Here is a 14,962-nt window from a genome sequence, read left to right on the forward strand (position 1 = left end):
ACGCAATCAGTGGGGCTTGCGGGCTGTGGCCAGTAGCAGATAGCGCTCCAGGCGAATGCCCTCCACCTCCCGGAAGGGTTCGAGACGCCGCTCGGCTTCGGCGCGCAGGCCGACATTCTCGGGCCTGGACAGTTCATCGCTGAAGTTGCCGAAAAAGGAGCTGGCATTCCAGAGCAGCAGGTGATCGAGATCGGAGAAGTGATCCACAAAGGTGACTAGCTCCAGCTGGCCTTCAACCAGATCGAGATCGGCTAACCACTGCCGCACCTGTGGCTCGGTGACGACATGGGGCGGCACCAGCAGTCCCGATCCCGGGCGATCCGCCAGCAGCGGTTCGAGGATCGCCACCTGCTGGTGCAGGCGATCGGGGCGGGCCGCACTGAACCCAATCTGCCCGCCGGGCTTGAGCAGCCGCCGAACATCGGCGATCAGCTGCCGCTGATCCGCCACCCAGTGCAGCACGCTGTTCAGAAAAACCACATCAAACTGGGCGGGGCGATAGTGATGCAGGTCCGCTGATCCACCTCGCTCAAAGCGCAGCCCCGGGACATCGCCACTGCTCTGCTGCGCCAGGGCAACCCGCTCCGGCAGAGGCTCCAGGGCCAGCAGCGAGCCGGCCGGCCCCACCAGGGCGGCCGCCTCTCGGGCCAGTTCGCACGTGCCAGTGCCGATGTCGAGCACCGACTCCCCCGCCTGCAGCGCCAGCCGCTCGAGCAACAGGCGGCCGTGACGCAGCTGGGGGCCATTGGAGCGGGCGTAGCCGCGGGCCAGGGCATCACTGTCGTTGTCGAAGCCGACGGGAGCGGGCTGGGCTTTGGCGAGGGCGCTCCTACCGGGGGAATCGAGGTGCTGGGAAGCAGGCAAAACGGGCTGGCCAGGCCGCGTCCTCCTATGCGGAAAGCGCCTACCGGCGGTGTAGTGGCGACAACGCGGCACAGGCAGGATCACTGCAAGGATTATGGGGAAAGATGCCGGTTCAACGCATCAGCGGCTGGCATTGATTCGTACTGCTCCGATGCCAGCCAACCCCGCCATGCCGCACCTGAAAGCCGCCACCAGAATCGTGCCCGTACTGGGGCTCGGCGTGCTGGGCGCTGCGGTACTCCTGCCGGGCAGCGTTCCCCTCGGCCTCGAGCTGGGCAGCAGCGCCCGGGCTGCGGCCAAGCCCGTGGTGCTGCGCATCGGCCACCAGAAGTTCGACCCCCTCACCCTGGTGAAGTTCCGGGGGGATCTGGAGGCCAAGCTCAAGCCACTCGGGGTCACCGAAGTGAAGTGGGTGGAGTTCCCCTCCGGTCCGCCGATCCTGGAGGCCCTGAGCGTGGGCAGCATTGACATCGGCCGCACCGGCGACACACCGCCAGTGGTAGCCCAGGCGGCCGGGGTGCCGTTCGTCTATGTGGGCACCAGTGAGCCGAAGGCCAGGAGTTCGGCGATCCTGGTGAAGAAGAATTCGCCGATCCGCAGCCTCGCCGATCTCAAGGGCAAGAAGATCGCCTTCGGCAAGAGCACGAGCGCCCACTACTTCACGATCAAGGCGCTGCAATCGGCGGGCCTGTCCCTCAAGGATGTGGAGCCGGTCTACCTGGCCCCGGCAGATGCCCGCTCCGCCTTCAATCAGGGCTCTATCGATGCCTGGGCCATCTGGGATCCCTTCAACGCCTCCACCGCCGCCCAGAGCGACGTCCGGGTGCTGATCACCAGCGAGGGTCTGGTCACCAACCGCGACTTCTACCTGGCCACCAAGTCGTTCGCCCAGGAGAACCCCGACGTGATCAGGGGGCTACGCAGGGAAACCCAGGCAGTGTCCCGCTGGGCCAACCGCAACGACGACAAGGTGGTGGCGTTCTTCTCGCCGCTGATCAAACTCGATCCGTCGGTGCTCCAGGTGGTCGTGAAACGGCGCGACTTCTCCTTCGTGCCCTTCACCCCCAAGGTGGTGGCCGAGCAGCAGGAGATTGCCGACAGCTTCGCCAAGCTGAAGCTGATCCCCAGACCCATCAAGGTGCAGAGCGCCGTGGATCCCGCCTTCCTCAAGTAGGCGCCAGCCCCCAGGGATCCCGCCACCCGGCAGACTCGCCCCACTCCTCAGCCCCGCCGCACCCCTGGGTTCCGCGACCAAGCCCGACCTGCGCCGGCGGTTCCGGCAACGCCGTCTCGAGGTCCTGCCGGACGTGGAGGCGGCGATCCTGGCCAGCGCCCACCATCACTTGCCGGCGCTGGTACCGGAGGCCAGATTCCTGGGGCTCTACTGGCCCTTGGCCGGCGAAGCGGATCTGCGCAGCCTCAGCGGTTCAATGGCCGGCCGGCTGGCCCTGCCGGCCATTGAAGGCGGTTCGCCCGATCAGGCGGGGATGGTCTACCGCCCCTGGCGGGCCGACGGGCCCCTGCGGCCGGACGCCTGCGGCATCCCCGCGCCGGAGCCCGGCGATGGCAACGCGCCGCCGCTTGGGCCGGAGCGCATGGCGCTGCTGCTGGCCCCATCCCTGGCCTGCGATGCCGCCGGCATCCGCCTGGGCTACGGCGGCGGCTGGTTCGACCGCCTGCGCTCCGAGCCGGCCTGGGCCGCCGTGCCGACCCTGGCGGTGCTGCCCTCGGTCTGCCGGCTGCCGGCCCTGCCCAGGGACCCCTGGGACATCCCGCTGCAGGGCTGGCTGGATGAGACAGGCCTCCATTGGTTCTGAGCCGGGGCGGCCCTGGGGCCTTATTGCAAGCTGTGTCGCGCTGCGGCCGGGCCACGCGCCGCCGCGGGCTGTTTGGCAGGATCGGGACGTTGCTCCCCCGAGACGCAGTGGATCCCCAGGCCGATTCCTCGCACCTCTTCCGCGGCACCCCCTTCAGCAACCCAGCTTTCAGTCACTCCAGCGCCAACGGCGGCGCGCCGATCGCCAGCCCCGCCAGCCGCCACCACAGCGCCAGCACTGGCTCCGCCGTGCACCATGTGATCGCCTCGGAGCTGAAGCACCGCAACCAGCCCAGCGATGCCCTGGCGATGATGGTCAACTCGATGGTGTCGATGGTGCAGGCCGGCAAGGCCAGCCGCAGCCGCTGGTCCGCCTCCTGAGCCTTCCTGCTGTACGACGCCCGTTCAGTTGACGGGGTCTGGCCTACGGCGTTCTGGCCGTCCCTTGACCTGACTCGATAGCCTCCCTGCAACGGTTGGTCCCACCGCTGCCATGGCGCGTTCCCTTCCCCTTGTTCTGATCACGGCCGCGCTGGCACTGGCCCCCAGCGGCGTCCGGGCCCACGGGATCGAAACCAGCCTCAGCCGCCTGCCCTCCCTGAGCGAGGGTCTGCTGCTGCAGAGCCAGTTCTCCAGCGGCGAGCCCACCCGCGATGCCGTGGTGCGACTGGTGCCCCCCGGCGGCGCCCCGATTGAAATCGGCCGCACCGATGCCAGCGGCCAGCTGAGCTTCGCCCTGCCCAAGGGCGCCAGCGGCGACTGGGAACTGCAGATCGATGGCGGACCCGGCCACCGCGACTTCCTGGAGATGCCCGTGACCCAGGGCCGCCCCCAGCTCGATCGCCTCAGCGAGAGCCACCACCACGGGCTCCGCGGCCTGCTCGCTGAGGCCGGGCTGACGCAGGATCGCCTGCTGCTCGGGGCCGTCGCAGGGCTGGCGGGCCTCGGCGGCGCCGGCCTGCTGCTGCGCCGATCCCGCCGGCCCCTGCGGGGCCCCTCCTCCAGCGAGGGCACCCACTCCTGATGGCCACCGGCAGCGAGGCCCTGGATCGGATCGTCGAGCGGCTCAAGGGCACCGCCGATCCAAAGCGCCGCTACGAGTACGTGCTCTGGCTCGCCAAGAAGCTGGACCCCCTGCCCGGCGAGTTCCGCAACGACGCCTTCAAGGTGAAGGGCTGCGTCTCGCAGGTGTACGTGGTTGGGCAGCTGGTGGGGGGCAGGCTCCACTGGCAGGGCGATTCCGACGCCGCTATCACCAAGGGCCTGCTGGCGCTGCTGATCCAGGGCCTGGAGGGCCTGGATCCCGCCACCGCCGCGGCCATCGATCCGGCTTTCCTGGGCGAGATGGGGCTGCAGGCCAGCCTCACCCCCTCCAGGGCCAACGGCTTCCTCAACATCCTGCGCACGATGCAGGCCCAGGCCCTGGCCCTGGCGGCCGGGGCCGTCGACCAGGCCCCATCCGCCAACGGAACCGCTGGCGCCAGCAATCCAAACCCCGTCAGTGCCTGAGGCCCGCCGGCCGATTTCTAGGATCGGCGCCATGACGGCAACTCAGGCATGACCATCGGCATCGGCTTGCTCGGGCTCGGCACGGTGGGGGCAGGCGTGGCCGGCATCCTGGCGACCCCGGAGGGGCGCCACCCGCTGGTGGGTGAGCTGACCCTGCGGCGCGTGGCCGTGCGCGAGCTGCAGCGGCCCAGACCGGTGGAGCTGCCGGCCGCAATCCTCACCACCGACCCCGAGGCCGTGGTGGACGACCCCGCGGTGGACATCGTGGTGGAGGTGATGGGCGGCCTGGAGCCGGCCCGCAGCCTGATTCTGCGCGCCATCGCCGCCGGCAAGCCGGTGGTGACCGCCAACAAGGCCGTGATCGCCCGCTACGGCGAGGAGATCGCCGCGGCCGCCGCCGAGAACGGGGTGTACGTGCTGATCGAGGCGGCCGTGGGCGGCGGCATCCCGATCATCGAGCCGCTGAAGCAGTCGCTGGGGGGCAACCGCATCCAGCGGGTGAGCGGCATCATCAACGGCACCACCAACTACATCCTCAGCCGCATGGCCGATGAGGGTGCGGCCTACGGGGCGGTGCTGGCCGACGCCCAGCGCCTGGGCTACGCCGAGGCCGACCCCGCCGCCGACGTGCAGGGGGGCGACGCCGCCGACAAGATCGCCATCTTGGCGGGCCTGGCCTACGGCGGCCCCGTGCAGCGCAGCGCCATCCCGGCCGAGGGGATCGATCGGCTCGACTCGCGCGACGTGAGCTACGCCGCCCAGCTGGGCTTCGTGGTGAAGCTGGTGGCCGCGGCCCAGTTCCTCGGCACCGACGCCGATGGCACCGTGCAGCTGGACGTGCGCGTGAGCCCGACCCTGCTGCCCAAGGAGCATCCCCTGGCCGGGGTGCATGGGGTGAACAACGCAATCCTGGTGGAGGGCGACCCGGTGGGCAGGGTGATGTTCTATGGCCCTGGCGCCGGAGCGGGCCCCACCGCCTCCGCCGTGGTGGCCGACATCCTCAACATCGCCGGCATCCGTCAGGTGGGCGGCAGCCAGGCCGGCCTGGATCCGCTGCTGGCCGCCAGCCGCTGGCGCCAGTGCCGCCTGGTGGATCCCGGCCTCACCCAGCACCGCAACTACGTGCGGCTGCGCACCAGCGACGAGCCCGGCGTGATCGGCCGCATCGGCACCTGCTTCGGCGATCAGGGGGTGTCGATCCAGTCGATCGTGCAGTTCGAGGCCAAGGGCGGGGCGGCGGCCGGCGACGGCGCGGCTGACTCGAGCGGCGGCGGGGCCGGCGCCGCCGAAATCGTTGTGATCACCCACGAGGTGGGCGAGGCCCGCTTCCGCGCCGCCCTGGCCGCGATCGAGGCCCTGCCCGAGGTGGTGAGCGTGGCGGCTTGCCTGCGCACCCTGTAGGGAACACCGACCGACGAGCCACGGACGGGGCCGTCCCTGGTGCAAAGTGGAAGCAAATGTGTAGGAGGTCTGAGCGCCGCCCTGGCCAACCCGCGTCCCGGCCATCCCACGTAGGGATCCCCTGACGCGCCTCTGGCTGCGTATCGCATCGCACCCTGCGCTGGGATAGGACGAAGAAGGCTGGTTCTACCGGCCTTTCCAAGCCATCCCCGGGCCGGCAATCCAGCCGTTCCGCCCGAACCGCCACCTGGCCTCTTTCAGCGCACCCCCTTGACCGGCGCCGCAGCGCGGCCATAACCGCGCCAGTCCCCCACGCCGCACGCCGACACCACTCCTCCACACCCCCGTCCCCGTTCCGCAACAGCGACGGCCTTGCCCCTCGATCCTTCCCCGCCTGAACCGATGACTCTCCATCAGGGCGACTGCATCCAGCTCACCAGCGACGAACACCTGTACCAGGTGGTTGGCGTGGATGATCGCCACAACCGCTACTGGGTGCGCCGCTGGCCCCTGGCCCGCCACGGCTGTCCCGTGTTTGAAATTTCCCTGCAGCAGGTGGCCACCCCGGCCCACAGCCACCCACCGCGCCAGCTCCAGAACGCTTGAATGGCGCGGTCAGTGCCCGTGCCGGACCCATCGCAGCCCTGACCCCACGACCCCAGAGCCTCCGCCCTGGCTGGGCCGCCTTCCGCCCGCTGCTCGGGCTCTGGATCATCGGCCTGGCGTCCCTGGCGCTGCAGGCCTGCCAGCCCCGCCACCCCGCCGGCCGCCTGATCGTCGCCACCCGCAGCGGCAGCAGCTTCGACTCAGTGGATCCGCTGGACATCACCAGCTTTGCCGGCGCCCAGCTGCTCAGCGCCGTCGGCGATCCCCTGTATGCCAGCGACTCCAAGGGGCGCGTCCAACCCCGGCTCGCCACCGCCCTGCCGCGGCTGAGCGCCGATGGCCGCACCGCCACCATCCCCCTGCGCCGGGATGTGCGCTTCCACGACGGCAGCCGCTTCGATGCGGCCGCAATGGTGTTCAGCCTGGAGCGCTACCGGGCCAAGGGCAAGTTCGGCTACCTGCTGGCGGGCCGGGTTGAGGCCATGGCCGCCAGCGGGCCCTACGAGCTGGTGTTGCGGCTCAAGCGCCCCTACAGCGCCCTGCCGGCCCTGCTGAGCTCGGTGAACCTGATCCCGCTCTCGCCGGTGGCCTACCGGGACCACGCCCGCAGCTCCCTGCGGCAGCGTCTGGTGAGCACCGGCCCCTACCGGCTGACCAGCTTCAATCCCCAGCAGCAGACCCTCGAGCCCTTTGCCGGCTACTGGGGGCCGCCACCCGCCAACCGGGGCCTGCACCTGGTGAGCCTCAGCAACTCCACCGCCCTCTACGGCGCCCTGGTGAGCGGCGAAATCGACGTGCTGCTCTCCGATGGCCTGGAGACCGACCAGCTGCGCTCGCTACAGCGGCGGGCGGCCCGCGGTGAGTTCGTGGAGGGCACCGGGCCCTCGGTGGAGATCGGCTATCTCACCCTGCTGGCGGACCGGCCTCCCCTCGACAACGCCCTGCTGCGCCGGGCCGTGGCCCTCAGCCTGGACCGGCGCCTGATCAGTGAGCGGGTGAGCTTCGGGCTGCGGGATCCGCTGCGCACCCTGGTGCCCGCGCCCCTGCCGGGGTCGTCAACACCCATCTACCCGGGCTACGACCCGGCAGGGGCCAGGGTCCTCTTCCGCCAGGCGGGCTACTGCAACGGCCGGCGCCTGGCCCTGCCGCTCACCTTCCGCTCCAACGTGCCCGCCGATCGCCTGTTCGCCCTCACCTGGCAGGCCCAGCTGCGACGCGACCTGGGCGACTGCGTGACCCTGGAGATCAGTGGCGTGGAATCCACCACCGCCTACAACCAGCTCGACAAGGGCGTGTTCCCGATGATCCTGCTGGAGTGGCGGCCCGACTACCCCGACCCCGACAACTACCTGGTGCCACTGCTGGGCTGTGACCGGGCCAGGGGCACGGTCTGCCTGGAGGGCAACAGCGCCCTGAGCGGCAGCTTCTGGACCGCCCCCGGCCTGGAGCAGCAGCTGGAGGCCACCGAGACCGCCACGGGTCCGGCCCGCACCCAGCTGTTTGAGGCGATCCAGCGCCAGGCCGCCGCCGGGGCCTCCTTCCTGCCCCTGTGGCGGGTGCCGCCCCGGGCCTGGGCCCGGCCTGGCCTGGAGGTGCCCCGCTTCGACGGCTCGGGCCGGGTGCTGCTGCAGGCCCTGCGCCGGAGCGAGCCATGAGCCGGCGCCGCGCCCTGCTGGGCTACCTGGCCAGCCGCCTGGCCCTGCTGCCGCTGATGCTGTGGCTGATCGCCAGCCTCGTGTTCCTGCTGCTGCGGGTGGCCCCCGGCGATCCGATCGACGCCCTGCTGGGCAACCGGGCCCCAGCCGAGGCCCGTGCCGCCCTGCGCCAGCAGCTGGGGCTGGATCAGCCCCTGTTGACCCAGTACGGCCGCTACCTCGCGGATCTGCTGCACGGCCAGCTGGGCACCTCCCTCACCAACCAGGAGCCGGTGACCGCCGTGATCGGCCGCAGCCTGCCCGCCAGCCTGGAGCTGGGGGTGGTGGCGCTGCTGATCGCCGCGGTGGTGGGGCTGGCGGTGGGCTTCAGCGGCATCGCCAGGCCCGAGGGAAAGCTGGATCTGGCCGGCCGGCTGTTCGGGATCGGCACCTACGCCCTGCCGCCCTTCTGGGCGGCGATGGTGGTCCAGCTGGTGTTCGCCGTGGGGCTGGGCTGGCTGCCGGTGGGGGGGCGCTTCCCGCCCACCCTGGTGCCGCCCTCTGGCAGCGGCTTCTACCTGCTCGACAGTCTGCTGGCAGGCAACGGCCCTCAGTTCTGGGGCAGCCTGCGCCACCTGGTGCTGCCCGCCTGCACCCTGGGCCTGCTGCTCAGCGGCATCTTCGCCAACGCCCTGCGGCTCAACCTGCGCCGCGCCCTCGACTCCGACTACGTGGAGGCGGCCCGCAGCCGCGGCCTCAGCGAGCGGCGGGTGGTGCTGCGCCACGCCCTGCCCAATGCCCTGCTGCCGGTGCTCACCATCGCCGGCATCACGGTGGCCTCGCTGATCGGCGGGGCACTGCTGATCGAGGTCACCTACTCCTGGCCCGGCATCGCCGCCCGCCTTCAGGAGGCCATCAGCCAGCGCGACTACCCGGTGGTGCAGGGGATCGTGGTGGTGGTGGCGGCGCTGGTGGTGGCGGTGAGCGTGGCGGTGGACCTGCTGGTGGCGCTGCTGGACCCACGCATCGAGTTCTGAATCGCCGCCGCCGGGGTGACGCAGCCTGCGGCACTGCCAGTAACGCGACCAGGGTCCCAGGGCCCGCTCAGGGGCGCACCCCATCCCACCAGCGCCGGGCCGCCTCCCGATCGAGCACATAGGCCGTCACCCCATCCAGCTGCCGGCGCTGCACTGGGATCGCACGCCCCTGGGGCAGGCCCTGCAGGAACTCGCTGCTGAGGCTCAGAAGCAGCGCCTGGACCCGCTCCGGCTGCAGCCCCACCAACCCGTCGCCGAGGCGGAACAGGGCCTGATCGCCGCCGCGGATCCTCACCGGCGAGAAGTGGCTGCCCCCCTCCACCAGCGCCAGTCGATCCATCGGCCGGGCCGCCGGCAGGAACAGTTCCAGCTGCTCGCTCAGGGGTGGAGTGACCAGATCGAGGCTGCCGCCAACCAGCAGGGCCGGCACCCCCAGCCGCCCCAGGCCGCGGTGGGGCCAGAGCAGGCTGCCGAAGCCGTTGAAGCTGACCACTCCGGCCAGGGACTCGTCCAGGGGGCGCGGCGGGGGTAGGGCGACCTGGGTGAGCTGGCACTGCAGCAGCCGCGAGAGGTTGGTGAGGGGAATGCCGTCGAGGGCACGCTCACAGCGCCGCGCCAGACCCGGCTCGGGCCGCAGTCCCGCGGCCAGCAGGGTCGCCAGACCCCCGAGGGAATGGCCCATCAGCACCACCGACTCCCCCAGGGGCGGCAGCCGGCCGTCGTGCTCGGCCGCCACCACAGCCTGGATGTCCCGCAGCCGATCCGGCAGGGTCTCGGCACCCGGCGGCGCAGCGCGGCCATCGAGCAGGTCCCGCAGTGCCGCCTCGCCGCTGTCGGGATGGTCGAGCACCAGCACCGGCCAGCCCCGCTGGGCCAGGGCGCCCGCCAGCCACTCCAGCTGGGCCGGGCTACCCCCCAGCCCCGGCATCAGCAGCACCCAGGGCCCTGGTGGGGTAGCCAGCCGCCGGGGCTGCCACAGCTGCAGCCGCAGCGGGGCCGGCCGGTGCGCCACCGTCAACTCCAGCGACCGGGGCGCCAAGGCGGGTGCCCCCTTGGCCCTGCCGCGCGGGCGGCTGGGGGCAGGGTCGGGGCGCAGGTCCGCGCCATCGGTGAGGGGCAGGAGGGGCCCCCGCTCCGGCAACTCCAGGCGGCGCAGGGCCCCCAGCCCGCGGCGCTGGCGCTGGATCTGGTGCCGCCAGCCGGCCGCCAGCTCCAGCAGGCCGTCGAGATCGAGGCTGAGCTGCTGCACCGGCACGGCCCGCAGCAGCTCGATGGTGGTCACGTGGCTCTGGCGCTCCAGCAGCCGCTGCATGGCACCCAGCAGCAGCGGGCCGGTCTTGCCCGGCTGGCCGGCATCGATCAGGTCCCCCACCTCGTCCAGCACCCGCTGGCCGGCCCAGCTCTGCAGCAGCTGCTGGCCCAGGGAGCGATCCCGCACCAGCGGGGCCCGCAGCAGTCGCAGCAGGTCGCGGCGGCTGGAGGGCTCGATCAGATCCACCCAGACCGCCAGATCCCCCGGCGGGCGCTCCGGCTCCCGGCTCCACTGCTCCAGATCGCGCAGGTCGAGCGGCAGGCGCAGCTGATCGAGGCGCACCTCCAGCTGCTCGGCAGCCCGAGCGGGCCCACTGGCCAGCAGGGCCAGACCCGGGAAGGAGGCCAGCAGCCCAAGGGCAGCCAGCCGCGGCGCCGCCACCAGCAGACTGGCGGGCACCACGCCGACGCGGCGACCACACCTGGGGCGACGAGACCTTGAACGACCCTGGGGTGGAGCGGCAGCTGGAGACATCGGGCAGCCGCAGCTGGCTCTCCCAGTTTCCCGTGCCGCTGCGTGAGGTGGCGCTGCTGCGGCTGGTGGGCAGCATCGGCGCCGGTGGGGTGCTCTACCTCACGCCGTTGGTGTTCCACCGGGAGGCCTTCTCCGCCTCGGCGGTGGGCCAGGGCCTGGCCCTGGCGGCCATCGCCGGCACCGTGGGGCGCTTCGCCAGCGGCACCCTGCTGGACCGGGGCCTGAACTGCTCGGTGCCGGTGCTGCTGGCGGTGCTGTTCTCGGCCCTGGCGGACAGCCTGCTGCTGGGAGCCCGCAGCTTCGGCGGGTACGCGGCCGGCCAGCTACTGCTGGGCACCGCCATGGGGCTCTACTGGCCGGCCATCGAGCTGGCGGTACCCCTGTGCGCTCCGCCGGTGAGTTCGGCCCGGGGCTATGCTCTGGCCCGCAGCGCCGATGCCCTCGGCATCGCCAGCGGAGCCCTGATCGGGGCGCTGCTGGCGGGGCTGGAGCGACTGCGGGGCATCTACCTGGTGGACATGGCCTGCGTAGCGGTGCTGGCGGTCCTGCTGCTGCGGCGCCCCCTGCCGGCCGCGCCCCGGGCCCGGCGCACGGGCGGCAGCGACTGGAGGCGCTGGCTGCCGCCACTGCTGCCGATGCTGGCGGTGGCGGTGCTGGCCACGGCGATCCCGGCCCTGATGCAGAGCGCCCTGCCCCTGGATCTGGTGCGCGGCGGCCTGGCGCGGGGGCCGCTGCCGGAGATCGTGGGCGCCCTGCTGATCGGCCTGCAGCTGGCCCTGCTGCTGCTGATCCAGTGGCCGGTGGGACGCTTCCTGGCGGAGCGGCCAGTGGCGGTGGGGCTGGGGATCAGCCTGATCTGCTTTGCCCTGGGCACGGGCCTGCTGGCCCTCTCGGCCCTGAGCAGCGCCGGCGTGCTGCTGGTGGTGCTGGCCCAGATCCCCCTGGCCCTGGGCGAGGCCGCTTTCCTGCCCACGGCCACCGAGGCGGTGGTGGAGCTGAGCCCCCGCCACCACCAGGGGCTGGCCATGGCCCTGTTCTCCCAGTGCTTCGCCATCAGCGCCTTCGGCGGGCCGCTGCTGGCCGGCTGGATGCTGGATGGCCAGCGCCATGGCGCGGGGCTGTGGCTGGTGGTGGCGCTGCTATGCCTCCTGGGCCTGCCGCTGGTGGCCCGGATCGAGCGGGTGCAGCGCCACAACCTGCTGCGGGTGCTGCAGGGAGCGGCGTCCAGGACCGACGACCTCACCGGCGCGGCCGAGGACGACGATGGGGACGGCGACACCCCCGACATCCTGTACCGCCTCGGCCCGGAGCCAAGGGGCTGACGCCAGCCCCCTGCGTCCTGGCTCACCGCGGCGGCTGTCCCCACCTCTGGCCAGGTGGCCCAGGCCACACGGCCCTGTGGCCTGGGGGCCAGTCGGGATCGCACCTGAACCCGAGATTGGGGCCATGGCCTTGACTGTCTTCGGCACCGCCAACGGTGGGTCCCCTGGCCTTGAGCAACCTCCGTTCGCGGCGGTGGCCGAGGCCCTGGGCCATGTGCGCCGCCAGGCCGTCGAGCGCGGAGATCCGGCCCATCGGGCCGTGCGGCTGCCTGCGGCGCCACGGCTGGTCCAGGTGGTGGAGGGGCTGCGTACGGCGCTGTATCCCAACCACCTGGGACTGGCGGGGGCCAGCATCAGCCAGCTGGAGACCAGCGATGCGGAGATCGACGAGGCGGTGCGCAGCTGCCTGGAGACGAGTCTGAAGGAGCTGCGCGACCAGGTGGTGGTGGAACTGCGCCCCCGCCGCCCGCAGCAGGACCAGGTGGCGCGTGAGGCCAGCGCGCTCGTGGCGGCCTTCGCCGAGCAGTTGCCCCGGATTCGCACGCTGCTAGACAGCGATCTCGAGGCCGCCTTCAACGGTGACCCCGCCGCCGACAGCTTCGACGAGGTGATGGCCTGCTACCCGGGGGTGAAGGCCATCACGTACCACCGCTTCGCCCACGCCCTGCACGGCCTCGGCGTGCCCGTGATCGCGCGGATCATCGCCGATGCGGCCCACAGCGCCACGAGCATCGACATCCATCCCGGGGCCAGGATCGGCGAGCGCTTCTTCATTGATCACGGCACGGGTGTCGTGGTCGGCGGCACCGCGATCATCGGCAGTGGGGTGCGGCTTTACCAGGCGGTCACCCTGGGGGCCAAGTCGTTCCCCACCGACTCCGCGGGCCGGCTGGTGAAGGGGCGGCCCCGGCATCCCATCGTCGAGGACGACGTGGTGATCTACGCCGGCGCCACCATCCTCGGGCGGGTGACGATCGGTCGCGGCTCAACCATCGGCGGCAACATCTGGCTCACAGAGAGTGTGCCCCCCGGCAGCACCATCACCCAGGCCCGGGCGCGCCATGAGGTGTTCGGCGAGGGCGGAGGCGGCATCTAGCGGCTCCGGCCCCACCCCCTAGAGGCATCAAGCCGGCCAATCAAGCCCCCAGCCCGACAGCAACAGGCGATCAGACCCCTGCATCTGTGCCCGGAGATACCCGAAAGGTGTGGCCGCAGATGGGTTCCTCGTGGACGCGCTGGTGGCAGGGCTCGAGGCCCTGATCAGTCGGTGATTGGCCTTGCGCTGACCCGAGCGTGACGGCCCGAGCCCGGCGGCCGGGCCGCAGCGCTCAAACAGCCGGCGGCTTGCCCTCGGCAGCGCGACGTGCCACCCAGGCCTCGTGGGGCAGGGGCTCGGTGCCGTACTCCCAGTCGTCGTAGTCGGGGTCGTTGCGGATCTTGCGGTGCAGTTCCTTCTGCACGTCGAAGTCGTGGGGATGGTCGGCCACCACGCCGATCGGATCGGCCTCAGAACCGACCGGGGCGCCGGCGGCAGGGGAGGAGACGTCCTGGGACTGGCTCATGGCGGCCACCACGTGGGCTTTGATTCTCGCTGACGGACGCGGAGCCGTGAAGCGCACCGGGGCTTGTACCCCGCAACTGACACCGTTGATACGTGCAACCGGGACGCACCTGAGCATCCTTAGCTGACGCCAGCGGACGCGCCGCCTTGACTTGGCTGAACCTCAGCCCGCTGGAGAGCGTGCTGCGCGGCGGGGCCGTGAGCATCCACTTCCAGCCGATCCTCTGCCTGAAGCAGGGACGCGTGGTGGGCCTGGAGGCCCTGGCCCGACCTGAGGCCCTGAACATCAGCCAGGCCTTTGCCGAAGCCCGGGCAAGGGGCTGCCAGCTGGAGCTGGATCGACTCTGCCGTCAGCGGGCCCTGGACCTCTTCGCCGGCCTTGAGCTCCTGGGAACAGGACTCTCCGAGACCAGCCAGCCCGACTGGCGTCCGCTGCTGTTCCTCAACTTTGAGGCCTCCGTCCTCGATGCCGGGGTTGGGGGCTCCGGGGCGATTCTTCAGGCCACCCGGGCCGCTGGGCTTGAGCCCAGGGATGTGGTCATCGAGATCAACGAAAGCCGGGTCCATGACGACGAGGCCCTGATCCGGATGGTGGAGCAGCACCGCGCCCACGGCTTCCTGATCGCCCTGGATGACCTCGGTGCGGGCGACAGCAAGCTGGCGCGCATCGCCCAGCTGCGCCCCCACATCCTCAAGCTGGACCGCAGCCTGATCACGGGCATCGAGCGGGATTTCTTCAAGCAGGAAACCGTCAAGTGCCTGACCAGGCTGGGCCGCGGCATCGGCGCGCTGGTGCTGGCCGAGGGGGTGGAGACCCTGGAGGAGATGGAGTGCTGCGCCAGCCTCGGCGCCGAGCTGTTCCAGGGCTACGTCCTGGGCCGGCCAGCACCGCCGGAACTGCTGGCGATCGGTCGGTCGGCGTCCCTGCTGCAGGGCGTGGCCCAGCGGCTGCGGGAGCATGCCGTGGCGGGCCTGCGCCAACGGCAGGTCGCCGGCCGGCGGCTGGAGGCCCTGGCCCAGCAGGGCGGCCGCGACCTGATGGCCAGGCCTCCTGAGCAGTTCGATGACGTGCTGGCCACCCTGGTCGAGCAGGATTCCGGTGTGGAGGCGGCCTACCTGCTGGACAGCCGGGGGATTCAGGTGGGGGGCACCCAACTGGGCGCCAGCGGCCGGCAGGTGCCCAACCGCCTGTTCGCCCCCTCGCACCAGGGGGCCGACCACTCCACCAAGGAATACTTCTTCAGCCTGCTGGACACGGGCCTGAAGCGCTACACCACCGACAGCTACATCAGCATGGCCACAGGCAGGCTGTGCCGCACCATCGCGCTCCTGCTGGAGCACCGCAGCGGCGCCAACTACGTGCTGTGTCTGGACATCGCCTGTAGCGCAGAAGGCGGCTCCGCTCGGATCAGGCGTTGAGCCGGAA

Annotated in this window: 15 protein-coding genes; 12 read left to right on the forward strand and 3 right to left on the reverse strand. The window is 71.5% G+C overall.

The features are described 5' to 3' along the window. Positions 1–6: 6 nt before the first annotated feature. A complete protein-coding gene (locus CJZ98_RS02630) occupies positions 7–864 on the reverse strand; it encodes a methyltransferase domain-containing protein (protein ID WP_108723272.1) in 858 nt (285 codons plus the stop codon). A 169-nt stretch (positions 865–1,033) separates the two neighbouring features. Between CJZ98_RS02630 and CJZ98_RS02635 the strand changes: the two genes are divergently transcribed. The 9 genes from CJZ98_RS02635 (at position 1,034) to CJZ98_RS02675 (ending at position 8,867) form a co-directional block, all read left to right on the forward strand. After that, positions 1,034–2,038 (forward strand): sulfonate ABC transporter substrate-binding protein, encoded by a 1,005-nt coding sequence (locus tag CJZ98_RS02635; RefSeq protein WP_094588289.1) that lies wholly within the window; start codon positions 1,034–1,036, stop codon positions 2,036–2,038. An 88-nt stretch (positions 2,039–2,126) separates the two neighbouring features. Further along, positions 2,127–2,681 carry a 5-formyltetrahydrofolate cyclo-ligase gene (locus CJZ98_RS02640; protein ID WP_315855779.1) on the forward strand — a complete coding sequence of 185 codons (555 nt, stop codon included), beginning with the start codon at positions 2,127–2,129 and terminating at the stop codon, positions 2,679–2,681. A 107-nt stretch (positions 2,682–2,788) separates the two neighbouring features. Further along, positions 2,789–3,061 carry a hypothetical protein gene (locus tag CJZ98_RS02645; RefSeq protein ID WP_094588063.1) on the forward strand — a complete coding sequence of 91 codons (273 nt, stop codon included), beginning with the start codon at positions 2,789–2,791 and terminating at the stop codon, positions 3,059–3,061. Between the two features lie 112 nt (positions 3,062–3,173). Further along, positions 3,174–3,704, forward strand: a complete 531-nt coding sequence (locus CJZ98_RS02650) for a cupin domain-containing protein (RefSeq protein WP_094588065.1) — start codon at positions 3,174–3,176, stop codon at positions 3,702–3,704. Continuing rightward, the gene (locus CJZ98_RS02655; protein ID WP_094588067.1) at positions 3,704–4,189 is read left to right on the forward strand and encodes a SufE family protein; all 486 of its coding nucleotides are present in this window, start codon (positions 3,704–3,706) and stop codon (positions 4,187–4,189) included. The genes CJZ98_RS02650 and CJZ98_RS02655 overlap by 1 nt, the downstream gene beginning before the upstream one ends. Before the next feature lie 48 nt (positions 4,190–4,237). Beyond that, positions 4,238–5,590 carry a homoserine dehydrogenase gene (locus tag CJZ98_RS02660; protein ID WP_094588068.1) on the forward strand — a complete coding sequence of 451 codons (1,353 nt, stop codon included), beginning with the start codon at positions 4,238–4,240 and terminating at the stop codon, positions 5,588–5,590. A 402-nt stretch (positions 5,591–5,992) separates the two neighbouring features. Next, positions 5,993–6,196 (forward strand): hypothetical protein, encoded by a 204-nt coding sequence (locus CJZ98_RS02665; protein WP_094588070.1) that lies wholly within the window; start codon positions 5,993–5,995, stop codon positions 6,194–6,196. Further along, on the forward strand, positions 6,193–7,851 hold the full coding sequence (locus tag CJZ98_RS02670) for an ABC transporter substrate-binding protein (RefSeq protein ID WP_232756130.1): 1,659 nt from the start codon (positions 6,193–6,195) through the stop codon (positions 7,849–7,851). The genes CJZ98_RS02665 and CJZ98_RS02670 overlap by 4 nt, the downstream gene beginning before the upstream one ends. After that, complete coding sequence (locus CJZ98_RS02675) at positions 7,848–8,867, forward strand: ABC transporter permease (RefSeq protein ID WP_094588072.1); 1,020 nt, start codon at positions 7,848–7,850, stop codon at positions 8,865–8,867. Before CJZ98_RS02670 ends, CJZ98_RS02675 begins: the two co-directional genes overlap by 4 nt. A 67-nt stretch (positions 8,868–8,934) precedes the next feature. Here CJZ98_RS02675 and CJZ98_RS02680 read toward each other — a convergent pair whose 3' ends face one another. Beyond that, positions 8,935–10,581, reverse strand: a complete 1,647-nt coding sequence (locus tag CJZ98_RS02680) for an alpha/beta hydrolase (RefSeq protein ID WP_232756131.1) — start codon at positions 10,579–10,581, stop codon at positions 8,935–8,937. Positions 10,582–10,616: 35 nt separating this feature from the next. On the opposite strand from CJZ98_RS02680, the gene CJZ98_RS02685 reads away from it, so the two are divergent. After that, entirely contained in the window at positions 10,617–11,975 is a 1,359-nt protein-coding gene (locus CJZ98_RS02685; protein WP_157910841.1) for an MFS transporter, read from the forward strand. A gap of 124 nt (positions 11,976–12,099) precedes the next feature. Next, positions 12,100–13,071, forward strand: a complete 972-nt coding sequence (gene epsC, locus CJZ98_RS02690; protein WP_094588076.1) for a serine O-acetyltransferase EpsC — start codon at positions 12,100–12,102, stop codon at positions 13,069–13,071. A gap of 232 nt (positions 13,072–13,303) precedes the next feature. Here the strand turns inward: epsC and CJZ98_RS02695 are convergent, their stop codons facing one another. Then, positions 13,304–13,537 (reverse strand): hypothetical protein, encoded by a 234-nt coding sequence (locus tag CJZ98_RS02695; protein ID WP_157910842.1) that lies wholly within the window; start codon positions 13,535–13,537, stop codon positions 13,304–13,306. 146 nt (positions 13,538–13,683) lie between these two features. Between CJZ98_RS02695 and CJZ98_RS02700 the strand changes: the two genes are divergently transcribed. Next, positions 13,684–14,955, forward strand: coding sequence for a sensor domain-containing phosphodiesterase (locus CJZ98_RS02700; protein ID WP_094588080.1), 1,272 nt, complete (start codon positions 13,684–13,686; stop codon positions 14,953–14,955). Positions 14,956–14,962: the final 7 nt, after the last annotated feature.

It is taken from the genome of Vulcanococcus limneticus LL (genome assembly GCF_002252705.1).
GTDB classification, from domain to species: domain Bacteria; phylum Cyanobacteriota; class Cyanobacteriia; order PCC-6307; family Cyanobiaceae; genus Vulcanococcus; species Vulcanococcus limneticus.